Annotated in this window: 21 protein-coding genes and 1 other annotated feature; of the genes, 19 read left to right on the forward strand and 2 right to left on the reverse strand. The window is 38.3% G+C overall.

Annotated elements, in window-relative coordinates:
* Positions 1-82 precede the first annotated feature (82 nt).
* Positions 83-598 (forward strand): cysteine hydrolase family protein, encoded by a 516-nt coding sequence (locus TSYNT_RS09850; RefSeq protein WP_059033601.1) that lies wholly within the window; start codon positions 83-85, stop codon positions 596-598.
* 12 nt (positions 599-610) lie between these two features.
* On the opposite strand, the gene TSYNT_RS09855 is transcribed toward TSYNT_RS09850, so the two are convergent.
* Positions 611-820: a DUF896 domain-containing protein gene (locus TSYNT_RS09855; RefSeq protein ID WP_174221092.1), complete on the reverse strand. Its 210-nt coding sequence runs from the start codon at positions 818-820 to the stop codon at positions 611-613.
* A gap of 91 nt (positions 821-911) precedes the next feature.
* Here TSYNT_RS09855 and queG point away from each other — a divergent pair, with 91 nt between their 5' ends.
* The 13 genes from queG (at position 912) to TSYNT_RS09920 (ending at position 14,181) form a co-directional block, all read left to right on the forward strand.
* Positions 912-1,940 (forward strand): tRNA epoxyqueuosine(34) reductase QueG, encoded by a 1,029-nt coding sequence (queG, locus tag TSYNT_RS09860; protein WP_059033603.1) that lies wholly within the window; start codon positions 912-914, stop codon positions 1,938-1,940.
* An 84-nt stretch (positions 1,941-2,024) separates the two neighbouring features.
* A complete protein-coding gene (locus TSYNT_RS09865) occupies positions 2,025-3,182 on the forward strand; it encodes a cysteine desulfurase family protein (protein WP_059033605.1) in 1,158 nt (385 codons plus the stop codon).
* A 3-nt stretch (positions 3,183-3,185) separates the two neighbouring features.
* Entirely contained in the window at positions 3,186-4,349 is a 1,164-nt protein-coding gene (gene thiI, locus TSYNT_RS09870; RefSeq protein WP_059033607.1) for a tRNA uracil 4-sulfurtransferase ThiI, read from the forward strand.
* Between the two features lie 347 nt (positions 4,350-4,696).
* Entirely contained in the window at positions 4,697-5,017 is a 321-nt protein-coding gene (locus tag TSYNT_RS09875; RefSeq protein ID WP_083497739.1) for a (2Fe-2S)-binding protein, read from the forward strand.
* Positions 5,014-6,108, forward strand: coding sequence for an NAD(P)/FAD-dependent oxidoreductase (locus tag TSYNT_RS09880; RefSeq protein WP_059033609.1), 1,095 nt, complete (start codon positions 5,014-5,016; stop codon positions 6,106-6,108). The genes TSYNT_RS09875 and TSYNT_RS09880 overlap by 4 nt, the downstream gene beginning before the upstream one ends.
* The gene (locus TSYNT_RS09885) at positions 6,105-6,620 is read left to right on the forward strand and encodes a 4Fe-4S dicluster domain-containing protein (RefSeq protein WP_059033611.1); all 516 of its coding nucleotides are present in this window, start codon (positions 6,105-6,107) and stop codon (positions 6,618-6,620) included. The genes TSYNT_RS09880 and TSYNT_RS09885 overlap by 4 nt, the downstream gene beginning before the upstream one ends.
* A complete protein-coding gene (locus TSYNT_RS09890) occupies positions 6,617-6,883 on the forward strand; it encodes a (2Fe-2S)-binding protein (RefSeq protein ID WP_238142698.1) in 267 nt (88 codons plus the stop codon). The genes TSYNT_RS09885 and TSYNT_RS09890 overlap by 4 nt, the downstream gene beginning before the upstream one ends.
* Entirely contained in the window at positions 6,880-8,076 is a 1,197-nt protein-coding gene (locus TSYNT_RS09895; protein ID WP_059033615.1) for an NAD(P)/FAD-dependent oxidoreductase, read from the forward strand. Before TSYNT_RS09890 ends, TSYNT_RS09895 begins: the two co-directional genes overlap by 4 nt.
* A gap of 44 nt (positions 8,077-8,120) precedes the next feature.
* Positions 8,121-8,822, forward strand: coding sequence for an aspartate/glutamate racemase family protein (locus TSYNT_RS09900; RefSeq protein WP_059033617.1), 702 nt, complete (start codon positions 8,121-8,123; stop codon positions 8,820-8,822).
* Between the two features lie 174 nt (positions 8,823-8,996).
* Positions 8,997-10,253, forward strand: a complete 1,257-nt coding sequence (locus TSYNT_RS09905; protein WP_059033619.1) for an ROK family transcriptional regulator — start codon at positions 8,997-8,999, stop codon at positions 10,251-10,253.
* Positions 10,254-10,269: 16 nt separating this feature from the next.
* On the forward strand, positions 10,270-11,088 hold the full coding sequence (gene iolB / locus TSYNT_RS09910; protein ID WP_059033621.1) for a 5-deoxy-glucuronate isomerase: 819 nt from the start codon (positions 10,270-10,272) through the stop codon (positions 11,086-11,088).
* A gap of 28 nt (positions 11,089-11,116) precedes the next feature.
* Positions 11,117-12,643, forward strand: a complete 1,527-nt coding sequence (locus TSYNT_RS09915; RefSeq protein ID WP_059033622.1) for a tagaturonate reductase — start codon at positions 11,117-11,119, stop codon at positions 12,641-12,643.
* Positions 12,644-12,693: 50 nt separating this feature from the next.
* Positions 12,694-14,181, forward strand: a complete 1,488-nt coding sequence (locus tag TSYNT_RS09920; protein ID WP_059033624.1) for a UxaA family hydrolase — start codon at positions 12,694-12,696, stop codon at positions 14,179-14,181.
* Here the strand turns inward: TSYNT_RS09920 and ndk are convergent, their stop codons facing one another.
* Entirely contained in the window at positions 14,182-14,595 is a 414-nt protein-coding gene (gene ndk / locus TSYNT_RS09925; protein WP_059034307.1) for a nucleoside-diphosphate kinase, read from the reverse strand. It abuts the gene before it with no gap.
* A gap of 241 nt (positions 14,596-14,836) precedes the next feature.
* Positions 14,837-15,080 (forward strand) — a binding site (T-box leader).
* Between the two features lie 86 nt (positions 15,081-15,166).
* Here ndk and TSYNT_RS09930 point away from each other — a divergent pair.
* The 5 genes from TSYNT_RS09930 to TSYNT_RS09950 are packed head-to-tail and all read left to right on the forward strand — an operon-like array spanning position 15,167 to position 19,625.
* The gene (locus tag TSYNT_RS09930; protein WP_059033626.1) at positions 15,167-16,642 is read left to right on the forward strand and encodes an anthranilate synthase component I family protein; all 1,476 of its coding nucleotides are present in this window, start codon (positions 15,167-15,169) and stop codon (positions 16,640-16,642) included.
* The gene (locus tag TSYNT_RS09935; RefSeq protein WP_059033627.1) at positions 16,639-17,223 is read left to right on the forward strand and encodes an anthranilate synthase component II; all 585 of its coding nucleotides are present in this window, start codon (positions 16,639-16,641) and stop codon (positions 17,221-17,223) included. The genes TSYNT_RS09930 and TSYNT_RS09935 overlap by 4 nt, the downstream gene beginning before the upstream one ends.
* Positions 17,220-18,242, forward strand: a complete 1,023-nt coding sequence (gene trpD / locus TSYNT_RS09940) for an anthranilate phosphoribosyltransferase (RefSeq protein ID WP_059033629.1) — start codon at positions 17,220-17,222, stop codon at positions 18,240-18,242. Before TSYNT_RS09935 ends, trpD begins: the two co-directional genes overlap by 4 nt.
* Positions 18,239-19,024 (forward strand): indole-3-glycerol phosphate synthase TrpC, encoded by a 786-nt coding sequence (gene trpC, locus TSYNT_RS09945; RefSeq protein WP_059033631.1) that lies wholly within the window; start codon positions 18,239-18,241, stop codon positions 19,022-19,024. The genes trpD and trpC overlap by 4 nt, the downstream gene beginning before the upstream one ends.
* Complete coding sequence (locus tag TSYNT_RS09950; RefSeq protein WP_059033633.1) at positions 19,017-19,625, forward strand: phosphoribosylanthranilate isomerase; 609 nt, start codon at positions 19,017-19,019, stop codon at positions 19,623-19,625. Before trpC ends, TSYNT_RS09950 begins: the two co-directional genes overlap by 8 nt.

Consider the following 19,625-nt stretch of genomic DNA (forward strand, 5'->3'; position numbering starts at 1 on the left):
GATACTTCTAAAAACATGCTATAATATAAGTGAATTGTTTTCTATCTAAAAATCTAAATGTTATTTGAAAGGAGAGCCTCCGGTGAAAGCTTTATTAGTAATTGACATGTTAAATGATTTTATTGATGAAGACGGGGCATTAAGCGTTGGGCCTCAAGGTAAAGCAATTATAAATATTATAAAAGAAAAAATAAGCGAGTTTCGTAAAAATGAATACCCCATTATATTTATTTGCGATAACCATGAAAAAAATGATAAAGAATTTGAGATGTTTGCCCCTCACTGCATTGCCGGCACTGCCGGTGCAAAAATAATTAGTGATTTAGACGTAAAAGATGTGGATAAAGTAATATCAAAAAGACGCTACAGCGCCTTTTTCGGAACCGATCTGGATTTATATTTAAGAGAAAACAATATAGATGAAATATTTTTGACAGGTGTCTGCACCAACATTTGTGTTCTCTATACTGCTGCTGATGCGCGAAATTTAGCATATAAGGTGAGTATTTATAAAGACGCAGTTGCATCTTTTGATAGCACTGCCCATGATTTTGCTTTAAAAGAAGCAAAAAATACCTTAGGATGCAATATTATTTAATTTTGCCAAGCTTTATTCGACACTGTCATCCGAAAAACTGCGATCATCTGAAGGCTCCACAATTTCTATGTTATCCAATTGCGACTTTAGATTGACTTTCACAGAATCAATATAGAGCCTGCGAAGGTATGCCTGCTCTTGTTTTTCTTCAGGTGTAAGACCTTCGCCTTTTTGTTTTTTATAAAGTGCGTTAATACGGGCTATCTGCTGGTCTGATATCATGAAAAACCCTCCTTTGAATTCCTAAAATGGCTTTTTTACTATATAATACAATTATAAAGATTTTCGAAAAAAATTCAAATCGGAGCGTAAAATGAATTTAAAATCTGAGATAATTCGCTTTTCAAAAGAAATAGGCATTGATAAAGTAGGCTTTGCGTCGGCAGATCCTTTTTTAAAAGAAAAAGAAATTTTGCAAGAAAGAAAGAGAAAGCAGCTAATTTCTCCTTTTGAAGAACAAGATATGGAAGCAAGATGCAATCCTCAAAGACTTCTTGACGGAGCTAAAACGATTATATGTTTTGCGATTGGCTATCTTATAGAACCTTCTGTAAAAAAAGAATTTTCTTCAGTTGATATACCTGAAGGCGAAATTTCCAAATATGCACAAATTAAAGACTATCATAATGTTTTAAATGAAAAGCTTATCAGGATAGCAGATTTCATTTCAGAAAAAGAACCAGGCAAGTTTAAAATAATGGTAGATACAGGTGCGCTAATTGAAAGAGCTGCTGCAGCTCGTGCAGGAATAGGGTGGATTGGAGAGAATACCTGCCTTTTTACTCCTGAATTCGGCTCATGGGTGTTCGTAGGGGAGATACTTACTGATATTGAGATTGAATCAGACGATCCGGCCGAAACTTATTGTGATAAATGCGGCCGATGCATAGCTGTCTGTCCTACAGGCGCATTAATAGAGCCTTTTAAGTTAAATCCACACAAATGTCTTTCTTATATCACACAAATGAGAGGGCAAATCCCAAAAGAATTCAGAGAAACTCTTGGAAATATGATTTTTGGGTGCGATATATGTCAAGATGTCTGTCCTTATAACAAGGATGTCAATATCCCAAATCACCAGGAATTTTTTCCGGATGTACCTTTAGAAAAAAATCTAGAAAAACTAGCAATTCTTAGCAAACAAGATTTTATTAGGATGTTTAAGCCTACAGCAGCCGGCTGGCGAGGCAGAAATATTATTCGAAGAAATGCCATATGCGCTCTGGGAAACATAAGGTATAAAGGGGCGATAAAAACTCTTGAGTATCTAACTACAGACCCTTCGGAAATAATAAGGGAACAAGCATCTTGGTCTCTTCGACAAATTATTCAGTCTGTATAGGCCCTTATTTCAATCCTGATGACACCATCTAAAGTTATTGATATAATAAAGTAACATATTTAATAAAGTGAACAGGTGATAAAATTGAGGCAAGTATATCTTGATAATAGTTCAACAACCAGAGTTTCTGATAATGCAGCTAAGTCTGCTTTTGAAGCGATGACGCTGTATTATGGAAACCCTTCTTCTATGCATAGAAAAGGAATAGAAGCTGAAAAGATAATAAAAGAAGCCAGAGAAAAAATTGCGAGTTTTTTAGGAAGGACAGCAAATGAAATTTACTTTACTTCAGGAGGCACAGAATCTAACAATTGGGCAATCAGAGGAGCAGCGCTAAGCCTCAAACGTCGCGGCAATCATATAATTACCACTAACATTGAGCATCCATCTGTTTTAGAAGTTTTTAAAGTTCTAGAAAGGCAAGGGTATAAAGTCACATATCTTAATACTGACGAAGATGGTTTCATAGACATAAATGATTTAAAAAAGGTTTTAACCGAGGATACAGTTTTAGTGAGCATAATGTATGTAAACAATGAAATCGGCTCTATTCAGCCTATAAGTGAGGCGGCTGAAGCGATTAAGAGTTACAATAAAAATATACTTTTTCACGTTGATGCAGTCCAGGCATTTGGTAAGATTGACCTTGTGCCGGCTTTAGCAGGAATAGATTTGCTGTCTGTAAGTGGCCATAAAATCCACGCTCCTAAAGGCATTGGCGTTCTTTTTGTAAGGGATAATGCAAATATAGAACCACTTATATATGGCGGAGGACAGGAAAAAGGGCTTCGCTCAGGAACCGAAAATGTGCCAGGAATAGCAGGCCTTAGCTGTGCTGCTTGGGAGATTACACAGAATATGAAAGAATGGAAAATAAAAATGAAAAGCCTTAAAAAACGCTTAAAAGATGGTATATTAGAAAAAATTCCTGACGTTGTTTTAAATACTCCGGAAATTAACAGCGCTCCCCATATTCTAAATGCTTCTTTTATAGGAACAAGAGGGGAAATACTTTTACATGCCCTTGAAGGAAAAGGTATATTCGTGTCAACAGGTTCTGCCTGCTCATCTCACAAAGGCGGAGCAAGCCATGTTCTAAAGGCTGTTGGAAAAAGCTTAGAGGAACAGGATAGTGCAATAAGATTTAGCTTATCGCATTTTATTTCAGAAGATGACATAGATTATGTAATAGAAACCTTAACCGAGGAAGTCTGCGAAATACGAAAATTTGTGCGGAGGTAGGAAATGGAAAGACTTTATTTAATAAGTTTTGGAGAGATTGCTTTAAAAGGCGAGAATAGGCCATTTTTTGAAAGAATGCTGACTCAAAGAATTAAACAGGTTATTATGCCTTACGACAAGAATGTGCAGTTAAAAAATGTCCATGGCAGAATTTATTGCTTTACGCAAGCACCGAAAGAAAAAGTGGCAGAAGCCTTAAAAAAAGTTTTTGGTATAGTTTATATATGCCCTGCCGTAAGCTGCGAAAACAACATTGAAGATATAAAAAATACCGCTCTTGAGGTAATCAAAGAACAAGACTATTACGGCAAGACTTTTAAGGTTGAAACCAGGCGGCCCAATAAATCGTTTCCCCTTAAATCTCCCGAGGTAAATGCACAGGTCGGTGCTTACATTCTAAGTAATATAGAAGGACTTAAAGTAAATGTCCATGATCCTGATATAAGACTTGATATCGAGATACGAGAAAAAACGTTTATTTACTCTGAGAAGATTCCCGGACCGGGAGGACTTCCTATAGGATGCACCGGGAAAGCCATATCCCTTCTTTCCGGCGGTATAGACAGTCCTGTTGCAACATATATGATAATGAAGCGAGGCGTGGAAATAGAACCTATATATTTTCACAGTTTTCCGTTTACCACTGATAGAGCGAAGGAAAAGGTAATCGATCTTTGCAAAGTGCTTGCCGGTTATTCGGGTAAAATACGGCTTCATGTTGTGAATTTTACAGAAGCGCTGAAAGAAATCGGGAAGAATACACCTGAAGAATTTTTGACAATCATGATGAGGCGTATGATGGTCCGAGTAGCTGACAAAATCGCAGAAGAACGCGGAGCCAAAGCATTGGTTACAGGGGAAAGCCTTGGACAAGTAGCAAGTCAAACCATGGAAGCAATTGCTGCAACCAACGAAGTGGCTTCAATGCCGATTTTTCGCCCACTAATAGGGTTTGATAAAATCGAGATAATGGATATTGCAAGAAAAATCGGCACATATGATATTTCAATAGAGCCATATGCAGACTGCTGTTCGGTGTTTGTACCTAAGCATCCAAAAATACGTCCGGCTATTTGCGAAGTCCATAAAGCCGAAGAGGATATTGATGTGGAAAAGCTTGTCAGTATGTGTATTGAAGGTATTGAAATATTTGATGTTACTCCATAAATGAATTAGATTTAATTCCAATTGTTATAAATAATTTCTAATAATTAAAAATGCTGCAAGCCTTATAAAAGCGGCTATTTATCTACGCTTACTTAAAAATTGCTAAATACCATTTTTGCTTTGCAATATTATGCTTTATAATATTTATAAATAAAGCCTGCAATGAAATTTTGCCCGATAGTTAAACCGGCTCTGCTGCAGGCTTTTAGACTATAATTTCCGATGGCTTGGAAGGCATAGTTCTTGCATTGTAATTTAATTACATAACAGTTTATTTAAGCAAAATGGTCAGATATTTTAAACTAATGCCTAAAATGTTATTTGAAACAAGAATTGGAGGGAGAAAATTGCGCGTAATACATCATCCTATATTAGGAGATGAAACCAGGCAGTTTAATGCCAAAATAACAGTAGACGGAAAAGAAATCCCGGCAATAGAAGGCGAGCCCATTGCCGCAGCTCTTTTGGCGGCAGGAATAAAAAAGTTTAGAGAAACACAAAAATACCATAAACCTAGGGGCATATTTTGCGCTATTGGAAGATGCACAGATTGTGTAATGACTGTGGACGGTGTTCCGAACGTCAGGACATGTGTAACGCCTGTTAGAGATGGAATGATCATAAATACACAAAAGGGTTTGGGAAAATGGGGTGATCAGCAATCATGAAGAGAGCAGATATAGCTGTAATAGGAGCAGGTCCTGCAGGTCTTTCATGTGCTGTGGAGGCTGCAAAAGCCGGCGCGAAAGTTGTTGTTTTAGATGAAAATTTAAAGCCGGGCGGACAGCTTTTTAAACAAATCCATAAATTTTTTGGATCGCGGGAGCACAGGGCAGGTACCAGAGGATTTCGAATAGGGCAGCAGCTTTTGGAAGAAACTGAAAAACTTGGTGTTGAAGTTGTGCTGGATGCGGCAGTTTACGGTATATATGAAGACCGCCTTATAGCTTACATTACAAATGGTAAAGATCATACATTGAAAGCAGAGAAAATTGTTCTTGCAACCGGAGCTTCCGAAAATGCCCTAGCTTTTCCGGGATGCACATTACCAGGCGTAATGGGAGCAGGAGCGGCACAAACCATGATTAATGTAAATAGGGTTTTGCCCGGAGAAAAGATAATTATGGTAGGCTCCGGCAATGTAGGTCTTATAGTTTCATATCAGCTAATGCAAGCAGGAGCCGATGTTGTAGCACTTATAGAAGCAGCCCCGAAAATAGGGGGATATGGCGTGCATGCATCCAAAATCAGAAGAGCCGGTGTTCCGATATATGTTTCTACGACGATTAAAGAAATAATTGGAGAAGAAAAAGTCGAAGAAGTTGTAACTATCGAACTTGATAGAAACTGGCAGCAAATTCCAGGTACTGAAAAAAGCTTTGAAGCTGATACGGTATGTCTTGCGGTAGGCCTTTCTCCACTAACGGAACTTGCATGGATGGCGGGATGCGAATTTGTTTATATACCTCCATTAGGCGGCCAAGTTCCAATTCACGACAGGAATATGGAAACAACGCTTGAAGGAGTTTATGTGGCCGGTGATATCACAGGAGTGGAAGAAGCATCTTCGGCCATGGAGGAAGGACGGCTTGCAGGTGTGGCATGTGCGGAAAGTTTGGGATATTATGATAAAATAAAAGCCCTTGAGCTAAAGAACGAAATCTGGAATAGACTGGACGCACTGCGAACCGGGCCGTTTGGTGAAGGAAGATTTCAGGCAAAACTAAAGCAGGTAAACGCAAGGGGGCAATTAGTATGACAGAGCAGCAAGGTATAATATATCAAGGATTTCCGTCCAAAGAAGAGCTTTTAAAGATTCCCGGCGTTCCGTCTAAAGAACGAATCAAAAAAGGACCGGTAGCATGTATAGAGTGTGTGCAGGAAATACCTTGCAATCCATGTGAGGAAGCATGCCCTTATGGTGCCATAAGCGTAGGAAAACCTATAACGAATTTGCCGGTGCTTGATGAAGAAAAATGCATTGGATGTGGAACCTGCATAGCTGCATGTCCGGGTCTTGCAATATTCGTTGTGAGTGTTTCGGGAGAAAAGGCAGAAGTTAGCTTTCCTTTTGAATATTACCCTTTGCCTAATAAAGGAGACGAAGTTTGGTGTGTTGACAGGGCAGGAAAACAAGTAACCCGCGGTAAAGTGCTTCGAATAATAAAATCTCCCAAATATGACGCTACTGCGGTTATAACGGTGGAGATACCTGCCGAATATCTAGATGATGTTCGCAGCATTAAACGTTTAGAAAGAGGGAATAAATGATGAATGATGAATTTATTTGTCGTTGTGAAGAAGTAAAAAGAGAGGAAATAGAAAAGGCCATCGAAGATGGAGCGACTACTTTAGCAGGAGTTAAACGCAGAACCCGTGTATGTATGGGCCTGTGCCAAGGCAGAACGTGCCAGCGCTTAGTTACTCAAATGCTTTCAAAAGTTGAAGATCCGGCCCAAATAAAACCGCCTACTTCAAGACCCCCTGTACGTGCGATTAAAATCGGCGAAATTGTGGAGGGAGAAGACGAGTGAAAAAAAGTGCTGACGTAGTCGTTATAGGCGGTGGCGTCATAGGCAATTCGATAACATATCATTTAGCAAAGAAAGGCCTAAAGGTTATTTTATTGGAAAAAGATGACTTAGCCTCCGGCTCTTCAGGGGCATGTGATATCGATATAATACTTCAATCTAAAAACCCGGGTATTCATCTTCAACTTGCGATAGAAAGTGCAAAAATGTATAAACCTCTTGCAGAAGAACTTGGTTCGGAAATTGAGTATGAAGCTTGCGGAGGCATGATTTTAATAGAAAATGATGAACAGATGAATATAATGAGGGATTTTGCAAGGCGCCAAAAAGAAGTCGGTCTTTCGGTAAAACTTTTAGACTTAAAAGAAGCATTGGAGATTCAACCGGGACTGTCGCCGCATTTATTAGGAGCTACATATAGTCCTGATGATGCTCATGTTAATCCCATGAAACTATGTTTTGCATTCGCAAAGGCATCCAAAAAGCTGGGTGCCGAAATAATGCTGAATGCCCCGGCGCTGGATATAAAACTAGAAAAAAACAAAGTAAGGTCAATAATTACACCAAAAGGTGAAATAGAAACGGATACAGTTGTAAATGCAGCAGGAGTATATGCTCCGTTTATCGGTGAACTGGTAGGAATTTCTCTGCCGATAAAACCCAGGAGGGGGCAGATAGTTGTAACAGAGCCTGTTCCGAAGCTTGTTATGCATGATGTGCTTTGCGCAAAATATATTGTTGCAAAATACAATCCCAAAATACTCGAAGAATCCAATGATCCTGCAACACGTCTCGGAGTGGGACTATCCCTTAGCCAGACACATGACGGCCAAATATTAATAGGAGCTACCAGAGAGTTTGTAGGGTATGACAAACGTACAACACATGAAGCGCTAAAAGCAGTTTTAAAAAATGCCACACGTCTCGTGCCTGCCTTAAAAAATATTCATACAATAAGATCTTTTGCCGGCTTAAGGCCGTATACTTCCGATGGTTTGCCGTTATTAGGGCCAATAGAAGATATAAAAGGATTTTTTGTTGCCGCAGGGCACGAAGGAGATGGAATAGCACTTTCCCCTGTTACGGGAAGAATTGTAGCTGATCTTATTACAGAAGGTAAGACATTTATAGATGTAAGCAAATTAAGCCCTGAAAGATTTGGCTCCTTAAAAAAGAATGAAAACGAAGTTATATAAATACAAAAAGCATCCTTAAATTTTGTCAAGGAGGGAGTTGCGGCATGATCGTAAAAGGGGGCAGAACCAATTACGGTGAGGTTATAGGAATATTAATGCTTGATACTAAATTTCCCAGAATTTATGGAGACATAGGAAATGCCGGTACATTTAGTTTTCCGGTAAAATACAAAAAGGTTGCAGGCGCTACATCACAAAGAGTTGTTAGAGAAGCCGATCCGACTCTTATACAGCCTTTTATCGAAGCTGCGCAGGAGCTTGAAAAAGAAGGTGTTGCGGCAATCACAACGAGCTGCGGCTTTCTAGCTATTTTCCAGGAACTTTTAGCAGATGCAGTCAATATTCCGGTTTTTGCTTCCAGCTTGCTTCAGGTGCCTTTAGCACATCGTATGCTAAAAAAAGGACAAAAAGTTGGCATAATGACCGCTAGTAAACCCCACCTTACAAAACTTCATTTTCAAGGCGTTGGTGCCGATAATATTCCTGTAGTAATTTATGGAATGGAAAGCCAAGAGGAGTTTCCTAAAGTTTTCTTAGACCAAAAAGAAACCCTCGATGTGTCGAAAGTTGAAGAAGAAATGACAGAAGTTGCAAAAACCATGGTAAGCGAGAATCCTGATATAGGTGCAATAGTTTTTGAATGTACTAATATGCCTCCATTTAGAAAATCGGTGCAAGATGCAGTAAATTTGCCCGTGTTTGATATAGTGACATTAACTAATTATGTCTATAATTCATTAAAATGAATAATAAAAAAGCAGTTAATAGCCGGCGTCTAGGACGCCGGCTATTTGATATGAGATAGACTATCTTGATTTGCAAAAAAATTATAAAAAGAAGCAGGACTTTTCGATTTTATAGCGAATATAAAATATAAAAAGATACTTAATTAATTTAAATAAGTATTTTTTAAAAAGGTGATGCATTTGACAAAAGAACCTATAAATAGTAAATACATTAAAAAACTCAACAGAATGACAGTAATAAACACAATAAAAAAGCATGAACCTGTATCAAGACAACAACTAGCAGAATTTACAGGGCTTACTCCGCCTGCAATAAGCGGTATAGTGCGTGAGTTACTTGAAGCGGGATTAGTAAGAGAAGTAGGACTGGATAAATCCAACGGAGGCCGCCGACCCGTCAATCTATGTCTTAATCCTGAAGCAGGGTATGTTATAGGTATTGAAGTTACCAGGTTTGAGTCACTTATAGGAATTGCAGACTTAAAAAACGATCCTACCGATTTTAGAATAGCTAAGATTGATATGACAGATCCCAAAAAAGGGATAAAACTCTTAGCGGACGCGGTAGAGCAAATCATGAGCGAAGAAAAATACCTTAAAAAAGCATTCCTCGGAATTGGCGTAGCATTTCCGGGACTATTAAATGTTCGCGAAGGAAGTGTAAAACGTTCTATCAATTTAGGTAAGGCATGGGATAGTTTTAACGTTAAGGAATTTTTAGAAAGCGAACTGGAGCTGCCAATATTTATTGAAAACAACTCTAATACATCGGTTCTTGCTGAGCGCTGGTTCGGCGGAGGCAAGGGATGCAAAGACTTGGTGTATATAAACCTTGGTGAAGGAATAAGCGCCGGGATAATCTTAAACGATAGAATATTACAAGGCGCCAGAGGTTATGCCGGTGAAATTGGTCATATGTCAATTCAAGAAGGGGGTCCTTTGTGCAATTGTGGTAACAGGGGATGTTTAGAGAGCATATGCGGCATTCCTGCTATTATTAGGCAAGCTAAAGCTGAGCTGCCTAATATTGCAGAAAGCGATCCTTTAAAAAAAGCTTGGCTGGAAAATGGAGAGATTTCGATTGCTGATATTATTGAATCTGCAAATATTCCAGATTCTTACTCGTGGAAACTTTTACGACAGATGTCGATATATATAGGAAAAGCAATAGCGAATGTAATAAATTTTTACAATCCTGAGCTGGTATTTATAGGCGGAAAAATGTCTGTGATTGGCGACTATTTTATGGATATAATTAGAAAAACAGCTAATACCCATGCATTTCCCGAAATAGCTCTTTCTACCGAAATTAAAGTTTCTGAGCTTAAAGAAAAATCTGGAGTAGTTGGTGCTTGCGCACTGGCGCTAAAACATTTATTTAAAACAGACTCGGATATGTTAGAAGATGTTAGGCAAATAATGAATGCTTAAAACGGAGGTTTTAAATATGGAATATTTATATCCAAGCAAGGAAGTAAAAGGCTATAGCCAAGTTGTAAAAGCAGGAAAGGATATGGAATTTTGCGGGTTGGGTTTGCTGAAATTAAACGCAAACGAAGTATGCAGCTTAAAAACAAACGATGAAGAAGCGGCATTGGTTATTTTATCAGGAAAATGCAATGTAGTCGTAAATGGAAAAGAATTTATAGGTCTTGGAGAAAGAAAGGATGTATTTTCAGGTAACCCTGCATCAGTTTATATACCCATTCAAAGTTCTTTTAAAGTGGAAGAAGCTCAGGGATTTGTCTTAGAAGCTGCAGTGGTTTCTGCTAAGGCTGAGAAAAAGTTTGAACCTTTTGTGGTAATGCCAAAAGAAGTAGTATGCGATCATCGTGGTATCTTAAACTACCAGCGAGATGTTAGAGATATTATTGTAGCAAACGGCGAAGGAAAAGTTCATCGTATAGTAGTTGGCGAGACTATATCATGCCCCGGACAATGGTCTAGCTATCCCTCTCATAAACACGATGATTATAATCCTCCCTATGAAGCTAAAATGGAAGAAGTTTACTATTTTAAGATAAAACCCGAAGAGGGTTTTGGAGTTCAAGTAATGTATAACGATGATTTATCGCTAAGAAAAGCATATATGCTAAAAGATGGAGATGCAGTTATAATACCTGAAGGTTATCATCCTGTTGCAGCAGCTCCAGGATTTCAGGTGTATTATTTGTGGGTAATGGCAGGAGACTACGGAAGAAAGCTTGTTCCGAAAGATGATCCTAAATTGGCTTGGCTCAGCAATGTAGCTCCATTGCTAAAATAAATTAGTCTTAAAGGAGGCATGACTTATTATGGTAAAACTAAATAAGGAATTACTAAAAAGTGGTTTTAAATTCCCGGAAGATTTGATGGTGCAGCCGTTTCCTGAAAATTTGCCGGAAAAAGTTATTCAATTTGGCGAAGGCAATTTTTTAAGGGCCTTTGTTGATTGGATGTTTCACCAGATGAACAAACAAAAGATTTTCAATGGTCGTGTTGTAGCTGTTCAGCCGATTGCTCAAGGCTTGGTTGGCAAGCTAAACGAACAAGACGGTTTATATACCTTAATTTTAAGAGGCTTGCAAGATGGAAAACCTGTCGAACTCAAAGAAATAATAAGTTCAATAAGTCGTGGAATAAATCCGTATACTCAATGGGATGAATATCTAAAATGTGCAGAAAATCCCGATATAGAATTTGTGGTTTCTAACACTACTGAAGCCGGGATTTCATATGATAAAAGCGATAGCATTGACAAGAAACCGCCTTTATCATACCCGGGGAAACTTACAGCTTATTTATATCATAGATTTAACCACTTTAACGGCGATCCATCAAAGGGCATGGTCATTATTCCTTGTGAGCTGATTGACAGAAATGGCGACAACTTAAAAAGAATTATATTACAGCTGTCAAATGACTGGAACCTGCCTGAAGTGTTTAAAGAATGGATAGAAAAAGACAATATTTTTGTCAACACTTTGGTAGACAGAGTAGTAACAGGGTATCCTAAGGACGAAATAAATGAAATTTTAAACCATCTGGGTTATGAAGATAATCTTGTTGATACAGGAGAACTTTTTCATTTATGGGTAATTGAAGGTCCCGGCGAGCTTTCCGAAAGATTACCATTTACCAAGGCGGGTCTTAATGTATTATGGACTGATGATATGTCACCGTACAGGACAAGAAAAGTCAGGATATTAAACGGTGCCCATACATCTTCAGTTCCTGCAGCATTCCTATATGGTCTTGAAACCATTGGAGAGATGATGGAGCACGATGTTATGGGCAAATTTGCAAGAGAAGTTATCTACGACGAGATAGTCCCTTCGATAAATCTGGACAAAAAAATGCTGCTTGAATTTGCGGATTCTGTTGTTGAGCGTTTTCAAAACCCGTATATAAAACACTATTTAATAAGCATTCTCCTCAATTCATCCTCGAAATTTAAAACAAGGGTATTGCCTTCAATTATTGAGTATCAACAATTATATAATAAACTTCCCGAAAAACTTACGTTTTCTTTTGCTGCATTAATGGCGGTATATAAAGACGGCAAAGTTGAAAACGGTGTAATGAAAGCGCGCCGTGAAAAAGGCGAATTTGTAATGCAGGATGATTTGTGGGTCTTAGAATTCTTTGAGAAGACATGGAATGATTTTGACAAAAGCAAAAAAGCTGCTAAAAGCGTGGCAAAGGCTGTGCTTGCCAACAGCAAAATGTGGGATCAAGACCTAAACAATATTGACGGTCTTACAGATAAAGTAGCTGACTATTTGTATCAAATTACCAATGATGGTATAAAAAATACCGTTGAAAGACTTGTGAAAAACTAGCGCAACTGATTGCCTTTATCTCTTTAGTTACAAGAAAGGATTGAAAACTTATGGCAGTAATCAAAATACACGAAAGAGACAACGTGGCCGTAGTGATCGATAAAGTGAGTAAAGGTGAAGTAGTAAAAGTGGGTTCTTGTTCAGTTATAGCTTTAGATGATATAGATCAAGGCCATAAAATCGCTCTTTATGATATAGAGCAAGGCGAAAATGTTATAAAGTATGGATTCCCAATAGGGCATGCTACAACTCATATAAAGGCCGGCCAGTGGGTTCACAGTCACAATCTGAAAACGAATTTAGGTGAACTTACAGAGTATGAATATACTCCTCGTCTATCCGATGTGAAGGTTGCCGAGGAATGTGGAACTTTCCGGGGTTTTATCCGCGAAGGCGACAGAGCAGGAATAAGAAACGAAATATGGATTATACCCACTGTAAGCTGCGTAAACAGAAATGCCGAGCTTATAGCCAAAATTTCAAAGGAAAGATTTAAAGGGGTAAAAAATCTGGATGGTATTTATGAGCTTACTCATCCTTATGGTTGTTCCCAATTAGGCCAAGATCAATTAAATACTCAAAAGATATTAGCGAATCTGGTAAATCATCCTAATGCGGGTGGAGTCTTGGTTCTAGGCCTTGGCTGTGAAAATAATAATGTTGACGAGTTCAAAAAAGTGTTAGGAAAGTATAATTCTGACAGAGTGAAATTCTTAGTAGCGCAGGAAGTAGAAGACGAAATAGAGGCAGGAGTCGGGCTTATAGAAGAGCTGGTAGAATATGTATCACAATTTGAAAGACAGGATTGCCCAGTTTCAAAGCTTGTAGTAGGTCTTAAATGCGGTGGTTCCGATGGTTTTTCAGGTATTACCGCAAATCCCTTAGTAGGCTCTTTTTCAGATAAATTAATTTCTTGCGGAGGAAGTACCGTCTTAACAGAGGTGCCTGAGATGTTCGGTGCAGAAACTATCCTTATGAATCGAGCAATAAGTCGTGAAGTATTCGATAAAATAGTTAAAATGATAAACGACTTTAAAGAATATTTTATGAGCTACAACCAGCCAATTTATGAGAATCCGTCGCCGGGCAATAAAAAAGGAGGTATTACAACCTTAGAAGAAAAATCTTTGGGATGTGTGCAAAAAGGCGGAACAAGTAATGTAGTAGATGTGTTGGATTATGGCGATGTGGTAAAAAATAGTGGCCTTAGCCTACTTACAGGTCCGGGAAACGATATGGTAGCATCGACAGTTCTTGCCGCTGCAGGGTGTCATTTGATTTTATTTACAACAGGAAGAGGAACTCCACTAGGAACTGCTGTACCAACTATAAAAATTTCTACAAATACCAATCTTTACAACCGTAAATCCAATTGGATTGATTTTGATGCAGGCAGGCTTCTTTCCGATGAAACAATGGAAAAACTAACTTCGGAATTAATGCGTTATGTTATAAATGTTGCTTCAGGCGAAAAAAGTAAGGCTGAAAAAATGGGATTTAAAGAAATAGCAATTTTTAAAAATGGGGTTACACTTTAGTCATGCAAGGTTCATATAAGACATCCAAAGCTTTATTTCACGTTCTGCAGTTTCCGGCTTATCGGAAGCGTGGACTAGGTTTTCTGTTGTAGAAGTGGCGAAATCCCCTCGGATTGTTCCCGGCAAAGCTTCTTCAATTTGGGTCGGACCATTTATAAGCCTTGCAAGTCTTATAGCGTTAGGGCCTTCTAAGACCATAGCTAAAACAGGTCCGGAAGTGATATTTGCAATTAATTCTTGAAAAAATGGTTTTGACACATGCTCTTCATAATGCTTACATGCCAATTCTTCAGGAACCATAATTAGTTTTGCAGCAGTTATTTTTAAGCCTTTTTGCTCATATCTTTGAATAATAGTACCAGCCAAACCTCGGCGAATTCCATCAGGCTTAATCATGATAAAGGTTTTTTCCATAGACAAGTCCAGCCACATCCCTTCAAAATTTAACTAACTATCTGAGCTATATTTTTATTATTGTATAATATATAGCGTAAAAATCTAATTTTGTCAAATATTTTATACCATCTTAAAACACAAGTGCAAGCGGTCTACCATCTTGACCTAGGTACGATTGTTATTTTATTGTAAGTTCAAAAAATAAAATGTTGACAAAAGATTTTATTTGATGTATCCTATAAAAAACTAATTACTGCATCTAAAACCGTTGAGGCGGAGATAAAGATGGTTATGCTCTTACAGAGAGCTCGCGGTGCTGAAAAGCGAGTAGAAAACAAGCCATCAAATGGACCGCTGAGGGCGCAGCCAAAGGCGAAAGCTGAGTATTCTGCGACGTGTAGGCATACGTAAGTTGCCGGGGATATGATAGTATCCTGCTGAGTGCACGGCTGCAATATACCGTGAATCAAGGTGGTACCACGAGCGTAAAGCCCGTCCTTGACTTTTATGTCAAGGACGGGCTTTTTGACGTCCCCCGGCTAAATTCGATACTGTTCTAATTAAAACTATTTATAAAGGGTGTGTTAAAATGTTGCAGCCAAGCCTGTCGGAGGCCAAAAAAATTGCAAAAACAGGGATCTACAAGAACATTCCAATAAGCTGTGAATTATTTCAAGATGGAATTGAACCGCTTGATATTTTATCAAAGTTAAAAAATGCCAGCAACCGCTGCTATATTCTTGAGTCTGCTTACAAAGAGTCAAAATCTGCAAATTACACGTTTTTAGGATTTGATCCATTGTTAGAGATAATTTGTGCCGATAAAAAAGTAACAATTGTAAAGGATTCATTTTCTACAACAACGTCAGAGGATCCTGCTGAGGTTATACGTCAAGTAATGAAAGATAACTTTAGTCTGCGCTTTGACTACTTGCCTCCTTTTACGGGAGGGCTAGTAGGATATTTTTCATATGACTATGTTGGATATGCAGAACCTTCTCTTTTTCTAAATGCAAATGACGCCGAAAATTTTAGGGATATGCATCTGATGCTTTTTGATAAAGTAATTGCTTTTGATAATGTTCATAATCGATTAATGTTAATTGTGAATATAAAATGCGACAATATAGAAGCAGAATACAAACGGGCCTTGAGGGAAATTGAAAATCTTAAAAAACTTATTTTATTTGGTTTGCCCGCCGACGAGATACCTGGCAGAATAACATCTTCAGTGCGCCAGATGTTTACCAAACATCAATATTGCAATATGGTTAACAAAGCCAAAGATTATATTGGGCAGGGAGAAGTTTTTCAAGTGGTACTATCCAATAGACTAGATGCCGATTTTAAAGGCAGCCTTTTAAACACTTACAAAGCTCTTCGACAAATCAACCCATCCCCTTATATGTTTTATATTTTTACCGATGATGTTGAAATTGTAGGTGCATCTCCTGAGACCCTTGTAAAATTGGAAAATGGAGTTCTGCACACATTTCCACTGGCCGGAACACGTGCCAGAGGCAAAACCGAAGAAGAGGACAAACGAATTGAAATTGAACTTTTAGCAGATGAAAAAGAGCGTGCAGAACATGATATGCTGGTTGACTTGGGGCGAAACGATATTGGGAAAGTAAGCGAATTTGGCAGTGTAATAGTAGACAAATATATGGACATAGAACATCTTTCCCATGTAATGCATATAGGTTCAGATGTCTCTGGAAAAATTAGGAAAGATTGTGATGCTATAGATGCAATAGCAGCAGTAATTCCTGCCGGCACACTATGCGGCGCGCCGAAGATAAGAGCATGCGAAATAATTGATGAATTAGAAAATGACAAAAGAGGAATATACGGCGGAGCAATTGGATATATAGATTTTGCGGGTAACTTAGATGTATGTATAGCAATACGCGTTGCTTTCACAAAGAACGGAAAGGTATTTGTGCGTTCGGGTGCCGGCATAGTAGCTGACAGCATACCTGAAAACGAATACCAAGAATGTATAAACAAATCTCAGGCGGTTGTGGAAGCGCTAAAAATTGCTCAAGGAGGAATGAATATATGATATTAGTAATTGATAACTATGACAGTTTTTCTTACAACCTTTACCAATTGGCAGGAATGTTAGATTGCGATGCTAAAATTTTCCATAATAATGAAATAACAATTGAAGATATAAAAAAACTTAACCCGAGCCACATTATAATTTCCTCAGGGCCCGGGTATCCTGAAAGTGCAGGCATATGTATGGATGCGGTAAGGGAACTTGAAGAAACAACACCCATACTTGGAGTTGGGTTAGGCCATCAAGTGATTTGTAAAGCATATGGAGCAGATATTATCCGAGCAAAAAAATTTATGCATGGCAAGCAATGCGAAGTAATTATAGACAACGAGAATCCTCTATTTTTTGGTATGCCAAGTCGAATTAAAGTCGCTCGCTATAACTCCCTTAAAGTTTTGGAAGATAATTTTCCCTGCTGCCTGGAAATAATAGCGAAAACAAATGAAGAAGAAATTATGGCAATAAAACACCGCGACTACCCAATTTTTGGCCTGCAGTTTCACCCTGAATCAATTTTAACTCCGGATGGTCTGCAAATAATTAAAAACTTTGTAAATATATTGAAAGGAGCATTATTATGATAAAAGAAGCAACGGCAAAACTTATTGAGAATAGAAATTTAACCTATGAAGAAGCTGCGGCCGTTATGGACGAAATCATGAGCGGTAAAAGTTCAAACGTGCAGATCGCAGCCTTCCTTACAGCGCTTTCAGCTAAAGGAGAGACGATAGAGGAAATTACGGCATGTGCTGCCGGCATGCGTAACTATGCTGTGCCGGTCACCCACAATTTTGATCTGCTGGATATCGTAGGAACAGGCGGAGATAAATCAAATTCATTTAATATTTCAACAACCGCCTCTGTTGTTATAGCGTCAGGGGGCGTAAAGGTTGCAAAGCACGGCAATCGCGCTGCATCTTCAAAAAGCGGGGCAGCAGATTGCTTAGAAGCCTTAGGTGTAAACATCAATCTTTCTGCACAAAAATGTATAAAACTCTTAGCAGAGATTGGAATATGCTTCTTTTTTGCTCAAAATTATCACACTTCCATGAAATATGTGGGACCTGTGCGAAAAGAACTTGGAATCCGAAGCATTTTTAATATTTTAGGCCCTTTAACAAATCCGAGCTTGGCTAATATGGAAGTGCTTGGCGTATATACCGAATCATTAGTAGAGCCATTAGCACATGTTCTTTCAAATCTTGGTGTAAAACGTGGCATGGTAGTGTATGGGCAAGACGGGCTCGATGAGATTTCCAGTTCATCGCCTACAACTATATGTGAATTTACAGAAAATCATTTTAAAAAATATGTTATTATGCCGGAGGATTTTGGCTTTAAACGCTCAGAAAAGAAAGAGCTAATCGGTGGAACACCTGCAGAAAATGCTAAAATAACACTGGATATTTTAAATGGCACAGAGGGGCCAAAATATCAGGCAACAATTTTAAATGCCGGTGCAGGTCTTTATATAGCGGGAAAAGCAAAAAATCACACGGAAGGCGTAAGACTTGCCGAAGAACTAATAAAAAGCGGAAAAGCAAAAGAAAAGCTTGTTCAATTTATTAGAGAGTCAAATAAGCAAGAGACAGCAGTATGATTTTAGACGAACTTGCAGCATATGCCAGAACGAGAGTTGAAAATGCAAAAAAGGAAATCAGCCTCCAGCATATTCGTGAACAAGCACTGAGCTTGCCCAAAGGAAATTTTTGTTTTAAAAGGGCTTTAGAAAACCCCGATATGTCTTTTATATGTGAGATAAAAAAGGCTTCTCCATCTAAAGGACTTATCTCAATGGATTTTCCATATATTGAAATTGCAAAAGAATACGAGACGGCAGGCACGGATTGTATTTCTTGTCTTACCGAACCAAAATGGTTTATGGGTTCAGACGAAATATTTTTCGATATACGTTCACATGTAAAGCTTCCCATGCTCAGGAAAGATTTCACAATAGACGAATATCAACTTTATGAGGCTAAGTGCATAGGAGCCGATGCAGTGCTTCTAATCTGTGCACTTCTAGATACCAAAACCATACAGAAATTTCTAACAATATGTGAAGAAATGGGGATTTGCGCAATAGTTGAGGCTCACGATGAAGAAGAAATAAAGTCTGCTGTTTCTGCAGGCGCAAGACTTATTGGGATCAATAATAGAAATCTTAAAGATTTTACAGTGGACTTTACGAATACTTTAAAATTGAAAGACAAAGTTCCTTCTGATATTTTGCTTATTGCAGAATCAGGGATAAAGTCGCAGGAAGACATAAAAGCCTTAAAAAAAGCAGGTGTCGATGCAGTCCTTATAGGCGAAGCTTTAATGAAAGCAAAAAATAAGCACAAAATCCTTGAATCTTTTAGGAGGGCAGCAAGTGGATAGAACGAAAATTAAGATATGCGGCCTTTCTCGATTATGTGATATAGAGTATGTAAATCTTGCAATGCCTGATTATGCGGGATTTGTATTTTGGGAGCAAAGCCGCAGGAATGTATCAATTAAAAAAGCTGAGAAACTTAGTAAAGCATTAGATTCATCTATAAAATCCGTAGGTATATTTGTAAACGCACCTTTCGAAAAAATTATAAATTTATGCGATAAAAACATTATAGATATAATTCAGCTTCATGGCAGCGAAGACAATGAATATATAGCGAAACTTAGAGAATATATTCCAAAAAAGGTGATTTGGAAAGCCTACAAGGTTTGTTCTAAAGAGGACCTAAAAGCCGCAGAAAGCAGCGCAGCAGATGTGGTGCTTTTGGATAATGGTTATGGAACAGGCAAATGCTTTGATTGGTCGCTTATAGAAGAATTTACAAGGCCTTTCATTCTTGCAGGAGGGCTTACACAAGAAAATATTTGCGATGCAATCAGGAAATTTCAGCCTTATGCAGTAGATATAAGCTCAGGAGTAGAGTCAGAAGGCGTAAAAGATAAAGAAAAAATACTGAAAGTGGTTACCACTGTCAGAAATTGCTAA

The sequence above is a fragment of the Tepidanaerobacter syntrophicus genome (assembly GCF_001485475.2).
GTDB classification, from domain to species: domain Bacteria; phylum Bacillota; class Thermosediminibacteria; order Thermosediminibacterales; family Tepidanaerobacteraceae; genus Tepidanaerobacter; species Tepidanaerobacter syntrophicus.

What these genes read in the sequence shown, in the direction of transcription:
- TSYNT_RS09935 (WP_059033627.1), top strand. Translation starts at nt 16,639, where the DNA reads ATGATATTAGTAATTGATAACTATGACAGTTTTTCTTACAACCTTTAC.
- iolB (WP_059033621.1), top strand. Translation starts at nt 10,270, where the DNA reads ATGGAATATTTATATCCAAGCAAGGAAGTAAAAGGCTATAGCCAAGTT.
- TSYNT_RS09920 (WP_059033624.1), top strand. Translation starts at nt 12,694, where the DNA reads ATGGCAGTAATCAAAATACACGAAAGAGACAACGTGGCCGTAGTGATC.
- trpD (WP_059033629.1), top strand. Translation starts at nt 17,220, where the DNA reads ATGATAAAAGAAGCAACGGCAAAACTTATTGAGAATAGAAATTTAACC.
- TSYNT_RS09855 (WP_174221092.1), bottom strand. Translation starts at nt 820, where the DNA reads ATGATATCAGACCAGCAGATAGCCCGTATTAACGCACTTTATAAAAAA.
- TSYNT_RS09900 (WP_059033617.1), top strand. Translation starts at nt 8,121, where the DNA reads ATGATCGTAAAAGGGGGCAGAACCAATTACGGTGAGGTTATAGGAATA.
- TSYNT_RS09930 (WP_059033626.1), top strand. Translation starts at nt 15,167, where the DNA reads ATGTTGCAGCCAAGCCTGTCGGAGGCCAAAAAAATTGCAAAAACAGGG.
- TSYNT_RS09880 (WP_059033609.1), top strand. Translation starts at nt 5,014, where the DNA reads ATGAAGAGAGCAGATATAGCTGTAATAGGAGCAGGTCCTGCAGGTCTT.
- TSYNT_RS09905 (WP_059033619.1), top strand. Translation starts at nt 8,997, where the DNA reads ATGCATTTGACAAAAGAACCTATAAATAGTAAATACATTAAAAAACTC.
- trpC (WP_059033631.1), top strand. Translation starts at nt 18,239, where the DNA reads ATGATTTTAGACGAACTTGCAGCATATGCCAGAACGAGAGTTGAAAAT.
- TSYNT_RS09885 (WP_059033611.1), top strand. Translation starts at nt 6,105, where the DNA reads ATGACAGAGCAGCAAGGTATAATATATCAAGGATTTCCGTCCAAAGAA.
- TSYNT_RS09915 (WP_059033622.1), top strand. Translation starts at nt 11,117, where the DNA reads ATGGTAAAACTAAATAAGGAATTACTAAAAAGTGGTTTTAAATTCCCG.
- queG (WP_059033603.1), top strand. Translation starts at nt 912, where the DNA reads ATGAATTTAAAATCTGAGATAATTCGCTTTTCAAAAGAAATAGGCATT.
- ndk (WP_059034307.1), bottom strand. Translation starts at nt 14,595, where the DNA reads ATGGAAAAAACCTTTATCATGATTAAGCCTGATGGAATTCGCCGAGGT.
- thiI (WP_059033607.1), top strand. Translation starts at nt 3,186, where the DNA reads ATGGAAAGACTTTATTTAATAAGTTTTGGAGAGATTGCTTTAAAAGGC.
- TSYNT_RS09890 (WP_238142698.1), top strand. Translation starts at nt 6,617, where the DNA reads ATGATGAATGATGAATTTATTTGTCGTTGTGAAGAAGTAAAAAGAGAG.